Source organism: Nocardia flavorosea (assembly GCF_015477805.1).
GTDB lineage: Bacteria > Actinomycetota > Actinomycetes > Mycobacteriales > Mycobacteriaceae > Nocardia > Nocardia flavorosea_A.
Genome location: NZ_JADLQL010000003.1, coordinates 120,061 through 135,193, shown reverse-complemented (window position 1 = coordinate 135,193; position 15,133 = coordinate 120,061). Strand labels below are relative to the sequence as shown.

Sequence of the window (15,133 nt, the reverse complement as noted above, 5' to 3'; positions counted from 1 at the left end):
GCAAGAGTTCACGGGCAGTTCACGCACGGTTCTCCGAACTACCCTGCCCGCCGGGCGAGTTCGCCGGCAGCGGCCCCGGGACGGCGGGCCATTCGGAGCTGAGCTGCGGGTCGGCTTCGAGGTGACTGAGGCCGTTCCAGCACAGATTGACCAGATGCGCGGCCACCACTTCCTTGGACGGACTGCGCACGTCCAGCCACCACGTGGCGGTGGTGGCCACCATCCCGACCAGCGCCTGTGCGTACAGACCTGCCAGGCTGATATCGAAACCGCGCCGATCGAAATCGCCGGCCAGCAGATGCGCGACCTGGCTGACCGCCTCGTTGAGCAGGCTCGAGTACCGGCCGTCGGTCGAGGAGACAGGCTGGTCGCGCACCAGGATGCGGAAGCCGTCGGTGCGCTGCTCTATATAGGTGAGCAGCGCGAGCGCCACCTGTTCGAGCCGGACCCGGGATCTGTTGTTGGTGAGCGAGGAGGTGATCATATCGAGCAGCATCGACATCTCCCGGTCGACCACCACCGCGTACAGACCTTCTTTACCGCCGAAATGCTCGTAGACGACGGGTTTGGAAACCTGCGCACGCAGGGCGATCTCCTCGATGGAGGTGGCGTCGTACCCGCGTTCGGCGAACAGTGCCCGCCCGATCTCGATCAGCTGGCGGCGTCGCTGGGTACCGGTCATCCGCTGCCTGGTGGGCGGAACCTGCCCGGCGATCTCCTTGGCATCCCCACCGGCCTGTGACTCCCCGGCCGTTCGCGGCTCTCCCGACGACACGTTACCGCCTCCCTGGTTACCGGGGTCGCCGATTCGCACCGGATGTCCGACCAGCGACCAAAACCATCGAGATCAACTGTCTCAGACCTTCCGGGGCCGCGGTCACGCGGGCATGCTGTGCGCCCGCTCGGCATGTCGAGACCCGGCCGCGGGCCCCACCCGGCGGGCCACGGCACCCCACGGTTCGACGAAACCCTGGGTGGCATGCGAGTATCGTTGCCGTGCTGGTACACAGCGGTGGGTTCTCGACAACGCACCGGTGTGACAGTCCGCCGTAGTGTAATGGCAGCACCTCTGATTTTGGTTCAGATAGTTCAGGTTCGAGTCCTGGCGGCGGAGCAAGAAAACCCCTGATCCGGTTTCTGCACGGTTCGAAAACCTCTTCTGCCGAGGAATGCCATGACCAGGACTCTGAAGGCGCTCCCCGCGATGGCGGCCGGCGCCCTCGTCACCACCGTCCTCGCCGCCGGGCCGGTGTCGGCACAGTCGGCTCTGGGGCCCGGCTCGTCATCGGCGGACTTCGCCGTGGGACCGGGCTCGACGCTCGGACTGTGTTCGGTCACGGCCACGGGTTACGCGGATGGACAGCCGGTCGCGCTCACCGCCGGGCATTGCACGCTCGGACTGTTCGGGGAGATCCGGCTACCCGGCGAGGACTGGGCGATGATCCCCCTGCTTCCCGGCACCCCGACCCACAACACCCTCCCGAGCGGTGAGCGGTTGACCGGCCTGGATATGCCCGCCGGAGACCTGTGCAGGTGGGGGCAACTCAGCGGGACGCGCTGCGACGGATACACCGGCATCCGGTTCGGCGACTCCGGCGGGCCCGTGTATCGGCCGAACGGCGACGGCACCGCGACCCTGGTGGGCATAACGAGTTCGAATATCCGATACTCCGGTCTGCCGCCGGAGTTTTCTCTGTAGCGACGGGCGAGTGAGCCGCCTTTCGACGCCGAGATCACCGGGCCGGGCCCTCGGTGAGGCTGATACGCTCATGCCCCGTGCAGCGCGACAAGAGGCCGTCCTCGAGTGGGATGACCCGTGCCCACAACGGACTCTTCGTATACCCGGGAATGCGCGTCGGAATCCCATCGCTTCGCCCCGACCCGGCTCGGGCAGCTTCGAGTCCTGGCGGCACAGCGACTCGCGTGCACGATGACCATCGCCGGCCCGAGGGAGATTCATGCAGGAGCAGACCGCCGTTATCGTGCTAGCCGCAGGTGCCGGTACGAGAATGCGGTCGAAGAAGCCCAAGGTGCTGCATCCGCTGGCCGGGCGCAGCATGCTGGCGCACGCGCTGTACGCCGCGCACGCTATCGATCCGCACCATCTGGTGACCGTCGTCGGGCACGACCGGGAGCAGGTCGGCGCCGAGGCCGCGGGCGTGGCACGTGAGCTGGGCCGCACCGTCGTCCCGGTCGTCCAGGAACAGCAGCTCGGCACCGGGCACGCGGTGCAGGTGGGTCTCTCGGGGCTGCCCGCGGGGTTCACCGGCGATGTGATCGTGACCTCCGGCGATGTTCCACTGCTGGACGGCCACACACTGTCCGCGCTGCTCGACGAGCACCGCAGCTACCCGGACCGGCCGGCCGTCACCGTCCTCACCTTCGTTCCCGAGGACCCGAATGGTTACGGCCGAATCGTCCGCGATGGCGACGGCGAGGTCGCCGAGATCGTCGAGCACGCCGACGCGACGCCGGAGCAGGCCGCCATCACCGAGGTGAATTCCGGTGTGTACGCCTTCGATGTCGCCGTACTGCGCACCATGCTCGGCCGGTTGTCGACGGCCAACGCGCAGCACGAGCTGTATCTGACCGATGTCCTGAAACTCGCCCGCCAGGCCGGCCACCCCGTGCAGGGGGCCCGGTTGGTGGATTCGGCCAAGGTCACCGGTGTCAACGACCGGGTACAACTGGCCGCCGCGGCGCGCACGCTCAACCGCTACATCGTGGAACGCCATATGCGTGCCGGGGTGACGATCGTCGATCCGGGGTCGACCTGGATCGATACCGATGTCCGGATCGGCCGCGATACCGTGATCCGCCCCGGGGTCCAATTACTGGGCACCACGGCGGTCGGCGAGGACGCGGAAATCGGTCCGGATACCACGCTCACCAATTCGATCATCGGCGACGGGGCCCGGGTGATCCGCACGCACGGTGAAGGCGCGAAAGTCGAGGCATATGCGACAGTCGGGCCGTTCAGTTATCTGCGGCCGGGCACCGTTCTGGGCGAATCGGGCAAAATCGGCGCATTCGTCGAGACCAAGAATGTCGATATCGGCAGGCATACCAAGGTTCCGCATCTCACCTATATCGGCGATGCCACTATCGGCGAGCACAGCAACATCGGAGCATCCAGCGTTTTCGTGAACTACGACGGAGTGGACAAGCACCGCACCGTCGTGGGGTCCCATGTGCGGACCGGCAGCGATACGATGTTCGTCGCACCGGTGACCGTGGGTGACGGCGCCTATACCGGTGCGGGTACTGTGCTGCGGGAAGACGTCCCGCCGGGCGCGCTCGCCGTGTCCGGGGGTACGCAGCGCAATATCGAAAACTGGGTGCAGCGGAAACGTCCAGGTACCGCTGCAGCAAATGCGGCGGCGAAGGCACTCGCGGCCGATGAATTACCGGATCGGGCAACAGAGCTTAAGGATGGCAACCAGTAGTGACCGCGTCATGGATCGACAACCAGAAGAACCTGATGCTCTTCGCCGGACGGTCGCACCCAGAACTGGCCGAGCAGGTGGCCAAGGAATTGGACGTCGAGGTCACCCCGCAGACCGCGCGTGATTTCGCGAATGGGGAGATCTTCGTCCGTTTCGAGGAGTCGGTACGCGGTTCCGACGCCTTCGTGTTGCAGAGTTTTCCGGCGCCGCTGAACCAGTGGCTGATGGAACAGCTCATCATGATCGACGCGCTCAAGCGCGGTTCGGCCAAGCGGATCACCGCCATCCTGCCGTTCTATCCCTACGCCCGCCAGGACAAGAAGCACCGCGGCCGCGAACCGATCTCCGCCCGGCTCGTGGCAGACCTGCTCAAAACCGCCGGCGCCGACCGGATCGTGACGGTCGACCTGCACACCGATCAGATCCAGGGCTTCTTCGACGGCCCGGTCGACCATATGCACGCGCAGCTGCAGCTCGCGGAGCATATCCGCAACAACTACAGCCTGGACAACATCACCGTCGTCTCCCCCGATTCCGGTCGCGTACGGGTGGCGGAGAAATGGGCGGATTCGCTGGACGGGGCACCGCTGGCGTTCATCCACAAAACCCGCGATCCGCTGGTCCCGAACCAGGTGAAGTCCAATCGCGTGGTCGGTGAGGTCGAGGGCCGCACCTGCATCCTGATCGACGATATGATCGACACCGGTGGCACCATCGCCGGCGCGGTCAAAGTACTCAAAGAGGCCGGCGCGGGCGATGTGGTGATCGCCGCGACACACGGCGTGCTGAGCTCCCCCGCCGCGGAGCGGCTGGCTGGCTGCGGCGCCAAGGAGGTCGTGGTGACCAATACGCTGCCGATCACCGAGGACAAGAAGTTCCCGCAGCTCACGGTGCTGTCCATCGCCCCGCTGCTGGCCCGCACGATCCGCGAGGTGTTCGAGAACGGTTCGGTCACCGGACTGTTCAACGGCAACGCCTGAAGACCTACCGGCGGTAACGCCTGATATTTGCCACAACAGCCCCGGACCGCTCGGTCCGGGGCTGTTGCATTCTCCGGGCCCGCCCCGCGGCCGTACTCGGGAGCAGCCGGCCCCGTTCGTCCTTTGAGCCGCCCGGCCCCACGGAGTAGCACGCCCATCGGCTCGCCATCGCTGGTCGCGGTCTGTCGAGGTAGCCCGGTGGCGGCGCATACTGGGTGGTATGGATCGCGAACCACGAGAGCCCGATATGGGCGACGACGAACAATTGGACGAGGTCCGCGCCTACGAACGCAATATCGAGGACCCGCCGAACGACCTGCGAATCGGCTACCGGGAGGCCGATGACGGCCGGCTGGGGATAGCGGAAGAACTGGCCGAGGAAACGGGCCCCCGCGACCGGTCCGCCGAGGACAACCGCCCCGCCGAGGCGGCCGCCATCCATATCGAGGACGAACCCGAAGACTGACGTTCCCCACCGCGGTACCGACTACGAGCCCTCGACGATCCGACCGAGGAGACGTGATGAGCACACCGCAGGACCCGCGCAACCCCGGCGAAACGCCGCGAGACGCCGGTGCGACGCCGCACCATCACAACGAGCGACCGCAATCCCCCGGCGGACCGGCATCCCAGCGCGATGAACCGCCGGTGGACAGGGACCCCGACACCCGCGATCAGGCGTCGGGCGGTCCGGCTCCCGAAGCTCCGGACGAACCATTCGGCACGCCCGCCGCTCCGCAACCGCCGGACCAAACGCAGTCGCGCGGGTACAGCCCCTATCCGCCGGACGAAACGGGCGCAGCGGCCAACGCCCCGCAACCGCCTGCGCAGTCCGGCGAGCCGCAATCAGCCGAGGAACCGGGCGCTGGAGCGGGCCAGGCGGGCAGCGAGACACCGAGATCGTCGGAGGACCCACCCACCGAATATCTCCCGAAGATCCTGCACCGCGAATCGTCCGGCGCTGCTTCGGGCCGGGCCGGCACCGAATCCCAGCCGGAGGGCCGCGAGCCCGGTGTGAGCAGCCCTGCCGACGACCACCCCACTCAGATGTTGCCCAAGCAGTCCGGGGAGCCGGGCGAACCCGGCGCCGAGGCACCGCGAATGGATAAGGGCACCGCGGCCTACACCCACGGTTGGCAGCCGGGTTCGTCCGACCAGCCGGGTCACCAGCCGATGGGCGAGGTCCCGCCGCAAGCATGGTCCGCCCGGCCCGAAGAGCAGACGCCGGGTCAGGCCTGGCAGCCGCAGTCGCCCGGGCAGACCGGCTACTCCCCGGCCGGGGGGACGCCCTATCCGCCGCCGGGCGCGTACGGCGGTCGTCACGATCGTCCGGAAGATCGATCCGGCTGGGGTGCCCCGCCCGGCGAGCAGCGCGGCTGGAGTGCCGACCAGCCCGGGCAGCAAGGCTGGAGCGGCGAACAACCCGGGCAGCAAGGCTGGAGCGGCGAACAACCCGGGCAGCAAGGCTGGAGCGGCGAACAACCCGGGCAACATGGCTGGAGCAGCGAACAGCAGGGCTGGAGCGGTGACCACCCCGGACAGCCAGGCGGGAGCGGTGACCAGCCCGGCTGGGGTAGTGGGCAATCCGGACAGCGGGCTTGGGGGCACGAACAATCCGGCGGCTGGGGCGGGGAGTCCGGGCAGCAGGGGTGGGGCGGTGCTCAATACGATCAACCGGGTTGGGGCGGGGGTCAACAGCCCGGCGGCTATCCCGCCTACCCGCAACAGCAGTACCAGCCCTACGGCGCCACCCAGCAACCGGAACGCTCCGGACCGCAGGTCCTGTCGATCATCGGTTTCGTCTGCGCCGCGGTCTCACTGCTGTTCTGCCCGCTTCTGTTCGGTATAGCCGGTATCGCGCTCGGTGTGATCGGGCATATCCGCGGCGAATCACTCGGAAAATGGGCGGCGATCGCGGCCGGCGTATGCCTGATCATCGGAATGATCCTGGCTTTGGCGCTCTCCGGAATGGAAATGGTCCCGATCGAGTCCGCGGGTTAGCGCCCCGGGTCGGGCAGGGTCGGCCGGCTTCGATGGGCGGGCCATCGGGCGTCCGCGATTGTCCACCGACATCGAGACACCGTGGCGAATGAGCTCGGTCCTGCTGACCCCCGGACCCGCGGGCGCCCGATCCAACCGGTCGGCAAACTCCGCCGGGCAGACACATGCCGGTCTCATCGCTGCCGCAAACGGTATCGGCGACAATCGCTGTAGGCCGGATATGGTCGCCCCATGCTGCTGAGCGAGAAGTGCCACGGGCCGGCGACCGGAAAGCGGAGCGCGTAGATGTCGCAGCGGGAACTGGTGGTGCTGGGTACCGCGAGCCAAGTACCGACCGCGCACCGCAACCACAACGGGTATGTGCTGCGGTGGGGCGGGGAGGCGATCCTGTTCGACCCGGGCGAGGGCACACAGCGGCAGATGATCCACGCCGGGATCTCGGCGACCGACCTGACCCGCATTGCGATCACTCATTTCCACGGCGACCACAGTCTCGGGTTGGCCGGGGTGATGCAGCGCATCAACCTGGACCGGGTCCCGCACCCGGTCGATGCCTACTATCCGGCGTCGGGTCAGCGGTATTTCGAGAACTTGTGCGATGCCACTGCATACCATCGCACCGTCGACCTACGCGCGCACCCGATCACCGCACCGGGCGCACTGCCGGCCGCGGGCGCGCCCTTCGAACTCACCGCCGCCCGGCTAGACCATCCGGTGGAGGCGTTCGGCTACCGCGTCACCGAACCCGATTACCGCACGATCCTCCCCGATCGCCTCGCCGACCTCGGCCTTTCCGGCCCTGTCGTCGGACAGTTGCAGCGGGAAGGAGAAATCACCTGGCAGGGCCGCACGGTCCGGCTGGCGGAAGTCAGCGCGATCCGGCGCGGTCAGAGCTTCGCGTTCATTATGGACACACGGCGCTGCCCGGCGGTCGGTGAACTCGCTGCCGATGTCGACATGCTGGTCATCGAGGCGACCTTCCGCGACGCCGACGCCCACCTGGCCGACGAACACGGCCATCTCACCGCCGGTCAGGCGGCCCGCATCGCGGCAGAAGCCGGGGCGCGCACCCTGGTACTGACCCATTTCTCCCAGCGATACCGCACTCTGGAGGACCACCTCGTCGAAGCGCGGCGGGAATTCTCCGGGGAAATCGTGATAGCCACCGACCTCGCGCGCATTCCCCTGCCACCCCGCCGCTGACCGTTCCGAGCCGTCGGCCCCAGCGAATCCGCCGACGCAAACACCCGTGCCGGATTCGGCCCGGGCTTGTGCTGCTCGATGACGCCTCTGTCGCAGCGCGAGGCGAACGTAGTGATTCCTGCCCGACGCGGAAAATAGCGGTCGGGAATCGACCGGATGCGGTGCGATGCTCTCGCCATGACCACAACACCTCTGATCACGTCCGGTTCGGAACTCGGCAACGGGTATGGCAGCGTCAACGCCTTCGCGGCCGTCAAAGGGCCCGGTGGGGCACGGGGATTCATCGAATTCTTGACCGATGTCTTCGACGGGCGGGAGACGCCGGAGGCGCATGCCGACGATACCGACGGGCTGCTCATCCACGCCGAGGTGCGGATCGGGGATTCGTGCCTGATGATCGCCGATTCCAAACCCGACTGGGTGTTCACGCCGGCACTGCTGCAGGTGAATGTCACCGATTGCGACGAGGTACTGCGGCGGGCCCAAGCTCGAGGCGCACGGGTGATCACCGAGACGACACCGTTCTACGGTGCGTCGTCGCTGGCCCGGTTCATCGATCCGTGGAGCAATGTGTGGTGGTTGTTCGGCCCGGCGATCGAAGGGGCCGCCGAACCCACCTGGGACCCCGATGCGGAGACCGAGGAATCGGCGATTCACGCGACCATCTGCCAGGCTCTGCGGGAACTGCGCCCGCCCCGGTGAACGCAATCGGTTCCGACCGACTTCGCCGAGAAATGCCGAATGCCTTGCTCGGCATGCGGTGGTGTCAGGGCGCATCAGCGCGCTGAGCGAGGCCGGCACAGGCCGACGATGTGCCGTATCCGGACCCGGCTCATCGGTAAACCCGCGGGGGCACGGGCCCACCAGCCACGTCGGTGGCCCGCGAACTCGGCACGCCACACCGGGGCCCGCGGTGGGCGCGGCCCGAGCCCGACAAGCCATGTCGGTGGGCCCGCGAACTCGGTACGCCACACCGGGGCCCGCGGTGGGCGCGGCCCGAGCCCGACAAGCCATGTCGGTGGGCCCGCGAACTCGGTACGCCACACCGGGGCCCGCGGTGGGCGCGGCCCGGGCCGGACCGGCTATGTCGGTGCGCCCGCGAACTCGGCGGGTTCGCCGTCGAACCGGGCCCGGTGGTCCTGTACCTCGTCCATATGCGCTTCGGCCCACACCTTGATACCGCGGATGACCTGGTGCAGTGAGAGGCCCAGATCGGTCAGCTCATAGGTGACGGTGACCGGCACGGTCGGGGTCACCGTGCGGGTCACCAGGCCGTCGCGTTCCAGGGAGCGCAGGGTCTGGGTGAGCATCTTCTGACTGACACCGGCCAGCCGCCGGGACAGTTCGGAGTAGCGCATGGCCCGGGGTTCGCCGGCACACCGGCCTGCCGGGTGGGGACCGTCGCTACCGAGTGCCGCGAGCACCAGCGCCACCCATTTGCCGGAGATCCGCTCGAGTAGCTGCCGGCTCGGGCAGTCCGCGAAGAACGCGTCGTACTCAGCCTTTTGCTGGGCTCGCCGCTGCGCCGCCGTCATCGTCGCCATGACCGCACCTTCCTACCTTCCGGTGGGTTACGCACTTCAGAGTGCCTACTTCCCGTTGGAGAGTTACCTATCCATTCTGGAGTAACAACACCGATTACTCCAGGAGGCACAATGTCCGTCACATTCCGCACCGCAGTCGTCCGCACTCCGGACGGCCCCGATTCGATCGAATTCATCGACGTGCCCGTCGCCGAACCCGGACCCGGCCAGGTGCGGGTCGCGATCGCCGGGACGTCGGTCAACCCCGTGGATCTCGCGACAACCAGCGGTGTCTTCCATCAGCTGGGGTTCATCACCCAGCCCGGCCACACCGGCCTGGGAACCGATTTCGCGGGGATCGTCGAGGCCGTCGGCCCGGATGTGGACATTGCGATCGGCAGCCGGGTCGCGGGCATCGTCGACGGATTCGATCGCGATTTCGGTACCTACGCCGAAAAACTGGTCGTTGCGGCGGCCGCTGTCGCGGTGGTGCCCGACGAGCTCGAGCTGACCACGGCGGCCACGGTTCCGCTCAACGGCCTGACAGCGGCGCAACTGGTGGATCTGCTCGGCGAAGGCAGCGGCCGCAGCCTGCTGGTGATCGGAGCGGCGGGCGCGGTGGGCGGGTATGTGGTCACGCTGGCCCGCGACCGCGGCTGGAAGGTCACCGGGCTGGCCCGGCCACAGGACGAGGGGTTCGTCCGCGGGCTCGGCGCGGATTTCACGACTACGGCGACGACGGGCTGGGACGCGGTGGCCGATACCGCCGTCTTCCAGGAGAAAGCCCTGCCTTTGGTTCGCGACGACGGTCTGCTGGTCGGAGTCCGTCCGGGGGCCGAACCGGCCGCCGAGCGCGGTATCACCGTGCGCGCGGTTTCGGTACTCGCCGACGGCGACCGGCTGGCCGGATTGCTGAAGGACACGGTGACCGGCCGGCTCCCGGCGCGGGTCCATACTGTCCTGCCGCTGGACCGGGTCGCCGATGCCCACCGGGCGGTTGCGCAGGGCGGTATCCGCGGCCGATACGTCCTACAGCCCTGAGCTCGGTCGGCAACCGCCTCCGGCGATCGTGGCCGACGGTCTCGGGCGAAGACCCGATCAGCTCGCTCTTAACGCCTGCGAACCACGGTGCGGTCGCCGGACGGTGACGATGCGGTCGTATGACGCGACAACGCGGCCCCGACGGCCGACGACGGTTACCTCTCGGCGGCCACGGCAGCGTCCGCCGGCCGGGTCAGGTGGTGAAGGTCGCGAAGGAAGCCCACAGCAGGGGCGAATATTCGATGGCACCGGTCGAGCGCCAGCGCTGTAACCGCTCGCGCTGCCAGGCGGTGAGTTCGGGCACCGGGTCCGCGGTGTCGTGGGCGGAATCCACGGCGCAGATCGTGTCCTGCAGCGGGGCGGCTTCGGCAGCGGCGCCGAAGCGCTGGACGGCGAGGTCGGTCGGGAGGGGCCAGCGGGTGGCGGTGACCAGTTCCGCGCCGCCGGTCACCATGGCGGCGATCAAACCGAGCGCTTCGGTGAAACGCAGATCGCCGCCGCTTTCGCAGGCGATCAGTGCGACCCGGGCGGGTATCGGCCAGAGTTCTTGGCCGGCAACAGGTTCCGGTTCGAGGGTATAGGTGCCGAGCAGGAGGTCTTTCGCCGAAAGTGGGCGGTGGTCGCGGTGCGGTTGCGCGAAACCCACGGTCTCGGCGGTGCAGGCCAGGTGCAGTTCGGTGTTCTCGCTCTGCCCGGATTCCGGGGACGCAGCCGTGACGTGGCCGACGTAGATCAGCCGGGACGCGCCGGCGCGCAGGGTTTCGGAAAGCCAGGTGCGGTCGAGGTCGGTGCGGCGGAAAACGGCCGACGGTTCGGGAGCGGCGGGCCGTAGCCGGCCGGCGGTGAGATGGTCGGCGATCCGTGCGGTGAGCGGTGTCGGCCGGTCCATCCGGCCCAGCACCGAACCGAGGGCGGAATCGGCGCGGAAACCCGGCACCCGGGGGTCGAGGACCGCGACCACCGGCAGGCCACGCGAGGCGGGCCACGACCGCGGGACACGCACGGGTGCGTGCACGATTCCGGCCGGAACCAGCAGGCTGATATCGGCGATATCGATCAGCCGGACGTCCGGGGCGGGGGCGATGGTCTCCCACGGCACCTGCGCGACCCGCGGCGAGGGCTGCAACCGGATATGCGGGCGCACACCCCGCTGGTACAGGTCGTACAACTGGCCCGCCAGGTCGTAGGGCAGCAACGCGCGGGACAGGTCGCGGGCGAGTTCGTACTCGCTGCCGGGCGCGGCGAATGCCCCGGTGGTGAGCGCTTTCTCGAGGCCGCCGGCCACCTCGGGGACGGGCAGCGCCGCGGACAGGACGCGGACGGCGGCGTCGATATCGTCGCCGGGCAGCACCGTCACCCCGGGTGACGCGGACCCGTCGGTCCACCGCCACGACATGTAGACATCGCCCGCATCGGCCATCCGGATCACCACGGTCGGACGGTCACTCATCGAATCCTCCGCCGGTCGAGCGGCCGTATCGGCCGCCATTGCGGTGTAGTGCACCGCCGCGATCGCTGCGGTGTGCCCGGTACTCGTCGCGGCTGTCGCGGGCCCGACGATGCCGGTTGTCCCGTCGTCTCATACCGGGATCACCCGTTGCTCCCGGAATCGGCCGCCGTAGCGGTGTTCGGCCGCTTCGATGTAGTCGGCGAGCGCGATCCGGGCGCCGGGTTCGACCGCCAGCCGCGGCGGCGGCGCGACGGGCAGCCCCGCGGAGGCGGCCACCTGCGCCAGTGCGGCGCCCAACTGCAGGGGTCCGGATAATTCCGTGACGGCGGGCGGGCCCGGGGTATCCAGCGGGAATTGCGGCCGTTCGCCGGGCTGCGCGCGACCGATATCCAGCGTTGTTCCGGCACACCGTGTTTCGATCAAGTCGGCGAGCAGCAGTCCGTCCTGGCAGAGATGGGCGAACCGGAACGCCAGACGCATCGCGGGTTCGGCGACCTCCCGATGCCATTGTTCGCGCCGGCTCCCGCTCGGCAGGGTGTAGCGGACGGCGTCGATGGCGATCGCGGCCTGGACCGACAGTGCCCGCCCCAGCACCGCCAGTTCCGGGGCCGGCTCCGCCAGATCATCGATCACCATCTCCAGCAGCACCGCATGCCAGTAGTCGAGTTTGGCGCATTCGGAGCCGAGTCCGCGCTCCGCGTAGATGAGGAACGCGGCGTCCAGCAGTTGCTGACCCGCCCCGACCCTGCCGTACGCGAACTCGATGGTCGCCAGCCGGCAGCGCAGCGCGGCTTCGTCGAGGACCGCACCGGACGCCTGGAAATGGTCGAGGCTGCGCCGATACCATTCCTGCGCACGGTCGAGGTCGCCGCGCCGTTCGGCGAGAAAACCGCGGATTTTCCAGCCGATCCCCGCCCGGTGCGCGAGCCCGGTCCGCTCGTAATACAGCTGGCTGGCCTCGACCAGTTCCTCGGCCTCGTCGAGCCGGTCCAAGCGCATGAAGATCTGGGCCAGGTTCTGCTGGGTGTCGGCGAGGGCGTTGTGGTTACCGGCCTCGGTGAACGCCGTCAGCGCCTGCCGCGCGAAATCCACGCCGAGATCGCGGCGGCCGGTTTCGAAGTAGGTACCGGCCAGGTTCATCAAGGGATAGCCGGCGAGCTCCGGCGCGAACCGCAACGCAGCGTTCAAGGATTCGGTGGCGATATCGATCGCGCGGCTCCACTCGGCGCGGTGGGTCGCGACGGCGGTCAATGAGAGCAGGCACGACACCCGCAGGACACCGAGTTCGTCGGCGTCGGCGAGCAGCGTGCGCGCCTGTTCCAGCGCGTCGTGCGCATCGTCGAGCGCGCCGAGGTGCTGCAGGGCCTGCGAATAGTTGATCAGTGCGGAAGCGCGCTTCTCGACGGCATCGCCGGGGATATCGCCCAGCGCGGCCCGGTACCTGGTTGCGGCCCCCTCGTGATCGCCGAGTTCGTCGTACATGTTGGCGGCGTTGATGAGAGCGCTGGTCCGGACACCGCCGGTGGTGCTGTTCACGGCGTGCTCGAAAATGCGCAGCGCTTCGTTGATATCGCCGCGCTCGTACGCGGCGGCGCCCTCGTGCAGCAATTCCAGGCCGGGCGGTTGATTGTCGGCTCCACTCATCTCAGAAATCCGCGTCCTGTTCTGCCGCGGCTGTTTCCGACCGGAGGGGTGCGATATCGGCCGGCCAGAGACCGACCGGCGCGGCGGGATCTCCGGATTTACCGATTGTGGAATCTCCGGCGACACCGGGCATCACCGCATGGGGCCCGGCCGCGGCCAGCCGGAGCCTGTTGCGCGCGAGCTCGCGTACCGCCCGCCGCCGTTCCGCATCGGCTGAGTCTGCCTGAAGGCGCTGTAGGGCAGAAGTATCCGCCGCCTCGATGGGCTCCGAGGTCCGCGACCGATCGCCAACCGGGGGCGGCGGCTCGACCGGATCGCTGGGCCCCACTCCGGGCGTATAGATCTCGATACCCCGCACCGAATCCGCCGGTTGGTCCGCCTCGCCTGACCAGGCGTCACCGCTCAATTCCAAGGCGACGTCGGCGAATCCGCCGGGAGTACGGATGCGGGCGCGGGGTCGCAGGTGGCCGGGCAGGTCCGCGGAAAGCCCGGGCGCGGCGACCGCGTGTACCCGGACAACCGTGCTGCCCGCCGCCCGGGACAACTCCCACGACACGGCACGTTCGGAGGCATCGACCACACCGGGCGGGCAATACCGCCAATCCCAGCCGGTAGTACCGCGATCGAGTACGAGGGCTGCGCCCGACCCGGTGGAGTTCGAGCCCGCGGCGAGGGCGTACTCGTCGGCGTGCGGTGTGGTCCACTCGCGCACTCGACCGTCCCGGCCGATGTCGCCGACGACCGATTCTGCTTCCACTTCGGTGACGGTTGTGGCGTCCGCGCCGTCGACCACGCTGTCGCAGAACTCCGTCAACTCGGCGATCTCGCGATCCAGCAGCGCCGGATCCAGGGCAGCGATATCGTCGACGGTCGAGGCCGGCCACCAGCGCGCCGCCCAGTGGGCGTAGGCGAGTCGGCGCACCGCCGCCGCGAGATCGGAGTTTCCGGGCCGAGCGCGAAGTTCCACCGGCTCGGTGTACGCGTCGGCGGCGAGTGCGACCTCGGCGCCGTAGAGCGCCCACAGCCATTCCTGCGCGGTGTCGAGATCGTGCAGGGTCGCCACCGGAACGCGCTGCCCGGAGGTCAGACACCAGGTGAGATGGCCGCCCGCGACTTCGAGAACCGCCGTATCCACGCCCGGATCGGCGTCGGCCACGCTCGGCGCGCCGGGTGGGCCGATAAACCACAGATCCGGTGGCAGTCGCCGGATACGCACCAGATCGGCCATCAGACAGCCCTCGATTCGGCTATTGCCGTTCCGGCCCCGGACGCCTGCGTGCTCAGCACTTTGCGGACCCGTGCGCGGTGATCGAGAACCACCGACCGGGCGATTCCGTCCAGCAGGTCCCAGAGTTCGTCCGGCTCGGCCACCGGCAGTTCCCGAACATCGCGCCCGTGCAGCCGCACCCACAGCCTCCGCAGGTAGGACCGCCACGGGGTGCGCAGTTCGGCCGCGATCGCGGCGAGCGGATCACCGTCACCGGAGACGGGATGAACCGCCAGCCGCCGCGCCTGTAGTACGTAGGCTTCCCGCTGCCACCGGCTGTTGATCAGGCGGTGAGCGGCCGTTTCCGGTATACCGTCCGGGCCCGCCGATATCGTGATCGGCGCCAGCCCGAGCGCCAATTCCACGCCCGCCGCGGCCGTCACGCGCAACGATTCGTCGAGTAGGGCCCAGGGGGCGCAGCTCCGGGTGATCTCGGTGGTCACCAGTTCGGGAATCGGCGGTAGATCGGCGCGTTCGGTCGACACCTGGAGGACGGTGAAAACCCGCTCGTAAACGGTGCGGTCGAACGGCAGCCCCAGCGCGGCGGTCGATGCCGACGAACCCAGCGCGGGCCGACA

At 68.6% G+C, this 15,133-nt stretch carries 14 protein-coding genes and 1 tRNA gene; 9 read left to right on the top strand and 6 right to left on the bottom strand.

The features are described from left to right. Positions 1–19: 19 nt before the first annotated feature. Positions 20–682: a TetR/AcrR family transcriptional regulator gene (locus IU448_RS16140; protein ID WP_228813379.1), complete on the bottom strand. Its 663-nt coding sequence runs from the start codon at positions 680–682 to the stop codon at positions 20–22. A 361-nt stretch (positions 683–1,043) separates the two neighbouring features. Between IU448_RS16140 and IU448_RS16135 the strand changes: the two genes are divergently transcribed. From IU448_RS16135 to IU448_RS16100, 8 genes are all read left to right on the top strand, one after another. After that, positions 1,044–1,114 (top strand) — tRNA-Gln (locus IU448_RS16135). A 60-nt stretch (positions 1,115–1,174) separates the two neighbouring features. Then, a complete protein-coding gene (locus tag IU448_RS16130) occupies positions 1,175–1,699 on the top strand; it encodes a hypothetical protein (RefSeq protein WP_195056463.1) in 525 nt (174 codons plus the stop codon). Between the two features lie 259 nt (positions 1,700–1,958). Further along, complete coding sequence (gene glmU / locus IU448_RS16125; protein WP_195056462.1) at positions 1,959–3,446, top strand: bifunctional UDP-N-acetylglucosamine diphosphorylase/glucosamine-1-phosphate N-acetyltransferase GlmU; 1,488 nt, start codon at positions 1,959–1,961, stop codon at positions 3,444–3,446. After that, positions 3,446–4,426, top strand: a complete 981-nt coding sequence (locus tag IU448_RS16120; RefSeq protein WP_195056461.1) for a ribose-phosphate diphosphokinase — start codon at positions 3,446–3,448, stop codon at positions 4,424–4,426. Before glmU ends, IU448_RS16120 begins: the two co-directional genes overlap by 1 nt. Before the next feature lie 220 nt (positions 4,427–4,646). Beyond that, a complete protein-coding gene (locus IU448_RS16115) occupies positions 4,647–4,892 on the top strand; it encodes a hypothetical protein (protein WP_195056460.1) in 246 nt (81 codons plus the stop codon). 56 nt (positions 4,893–4,948) lie between these two features. Further along, positions 4,949–6,427, top strand: coding sequence for a hypothetical protein (locus IU448_RS16110; RefSeq protein ID WP_195056459.1), 1,479 nt, complete (start codon positions 4,949–4,951; stop codon positions 6,425–6,427). A gap of 285 nt (positions 6,428–6,712) precedes the next feature. Next, positions 6,713–7,630 carry a ribonuclease Z gene (locus IU448_RS16105; protein ID WP_195056458.1) on the top strand — a complete coding sequence of 306 codons (918 nt, stop codon included), beginning with the start codon at positions 6,713–6,715 and terminating at the stop codon, positions 7,628–7,630. A gap of 177 nt (positions 7,631–7,807) precedes the next feature. Continuing rightward, positions 7,808–8,332 (top strand): bleomycin resistance protein, encoded by a 525-nt coding sequence (locus IU448_RS16100; RefSeq protein ID WP_228813282.1) that lies wholly within the window; start codon positions 7,808–7,810, stop codon positions 8,330–8,332. A 380-nt stretch (positions 8,333–8,712) separates the two neighbouring features. Here IU448_RS16100 and IU448_RS16095 read toward each other — a convergent pair whose 3' ends face one another. Beyond that, the gene (locus IU448_RS16095; RefSeq protein ID WP_195056457.1) at positions 8,713–9,174 is read right to left on the bottom strand and encodes a winged helix-turn-helix transcriptional regulator; all 462 of its coding nucleotides are present in this window, start codon (positions 9,172–9,174) and stop codon (positions 8,713–8,715) included. Between the two features lie 111 nt (positions 9,175–9,285). On the opposite strand from IU448_RS16095, the gene IU448_RS16090 reads away from it, so the two are divergent. Beyond that, positions 9,286–10,194 (top strand): NADP-dependent oxidoreductase, encoded by a 909-nt coding sequence (locus IU448_RS16090; protein ID WP_195056456.1) that lies wholly within the window; start codon positions 9,286–9,288, stop codon positions 10,192–10,194. A gap of 193 nt (positions 10,195–10,387) precedes the next feature. On the opposite strand, the gene IU448_RS16085 is transcribed toward IU448_RS16090, so the two are convergent. The 4 genes from IU448_RS16085 to IU448_RS29750 all read right to left on the bottom strand — a co-directional run bounded on the left by IU448_RS16085 (position 10,388) and on the right by IU448_RS29750 (position 15,040). Then, a complete protein-coding gene (locus IU448_RS16085) occupies positions 10,388–11,644 on the bottom strand; it encodes a CHAT domain-containing protein (protein WP_195056455.1) in 1,257 nt (418 codons plus the stop codon). A gap of 129 nt (positions 11,645–11,773) precedes the next feature. Next, positions 11,774–13,288, bottom strand: a complete 1,515-nt coding sequence (locus IU448_RS16080) for a tetratricopeptide repeat protein (RefSeq protein WP_195056454.1) — start codon at positions 13,286–13,288, stop codon at positions 11,774–11,776. A 1-nt stretch (position 13,289) separates the two neighbouring features. Then, the gene (locus IU448_RS16075; RefSeq protein ID WP_195056453.1) at positions 13,290–14,516 is read right to left on the bottom strand and encodes a hypothetical protein; all 1,227 of its coding nucleotides are present in this window, start codon (positions 14,514–14,516) and stop codon (positions 13,290–13,292) included. After that, entirely contained in the window at positions 14,516–15,040 is a 525-nt protein-coding gene (locus IU448_RS29750) for a hypothetical protein (protein WP_195056452.1), read from the bottom strand. Before IU448_RS29750 ends, IU448_RS16075 begins: the two co-directional genes overlap by 1 nt. Positions 15,041–15,133 lie beyond the last annotated feature (93 nt).

Excerpts from the sequence above, each read along its gene's own strand:
- IU448_RS16140 (WP_228813379.1), bottom strand. The coding sequence starts at position 682 with ATGACCGGTACCCAGCGACGCCGCCAGCTGATCGAGATCGGGCGGGCA.
- IU448_RS16130 (WP_195056463.1), top strand. The coding sequence starts at position 1,175 with ATGACCAGGACTCTGAAGGCGCTCCCCGCGATGGCGGCCGGCGCCCTC.
- glmU (WP_195056462.1), top strand. The coding sequence starts at position 1,959 with ATGCAGGAGCAGACCGCCGTTATCGTGCTAGCCGCAGGTGCCGGTACG.
- IU448_RS16115 (WP_195056460.1), top strand. The coding sequence starts at position 4,647 with ATGGATCGCGAACCACGAGAGCCCGATATGGGCGACGACGAACAATTG.
- IU448_RS16110 (WP_195056459.1), top strand. The coding sequence starts at position 4,949 with ATGAGCACACCGCAGGACCCGCGCAACCCCGGCGAAACGCCGCGAGAC.
- IU448_RS16105 (WP_195056458.1), top strand. The coding sequence starts at position 6,713 with ATGTCGCAGCGGGAACTGGTGGTGCTGGGTACCGCGAGCCAAGTACCG.
- IU448_RS16100 (WP_228813282.1), top strand. The coding sequence starts at position 7,808 with ATGACCACAACACCTCTGATCACGTCCGGTTCGGAACTCGGCAACGGG.
- IU448_RS16095 (WP_195056457.1), bottom strand. The coding sequence starts at position 9,174 with ATGGCGACGATGACGGCGGCGCAGCGGCGAGCCCAGCAAAAGGCTGAG.
- IU448_RS16090 (WP_195056456.1), top strand. The coding sequence starts at position 9,286 with ATGTCCGTCACATTCCGCACCGCAGTCGTCCGCACTCCGGACGGCCCC.
- IU448_RS16085 (WP_195056455.1), bottom strand. The coding sequence starts at position 11,644 with ATGAGTGACCGTCCGACCGTGGTGATCCGGATGGCCGATGCGGGCGAT.
- IU448_RS16080 (WP_195056454.1), bottom strand. The coding sequence starts at position 13,288 with ATGAGTGGAGCCGACAATCAACCGCCCGGCCTGGAATTGCTGCACGAG.
- IU448_RS16075 (WP_195056453.1), bottom strand. The coding sequence starts at position 14,516 with ATGGCCGATCTGGTGCGTATCCGGCGACTGCCACCGGATCTGTGGTTT.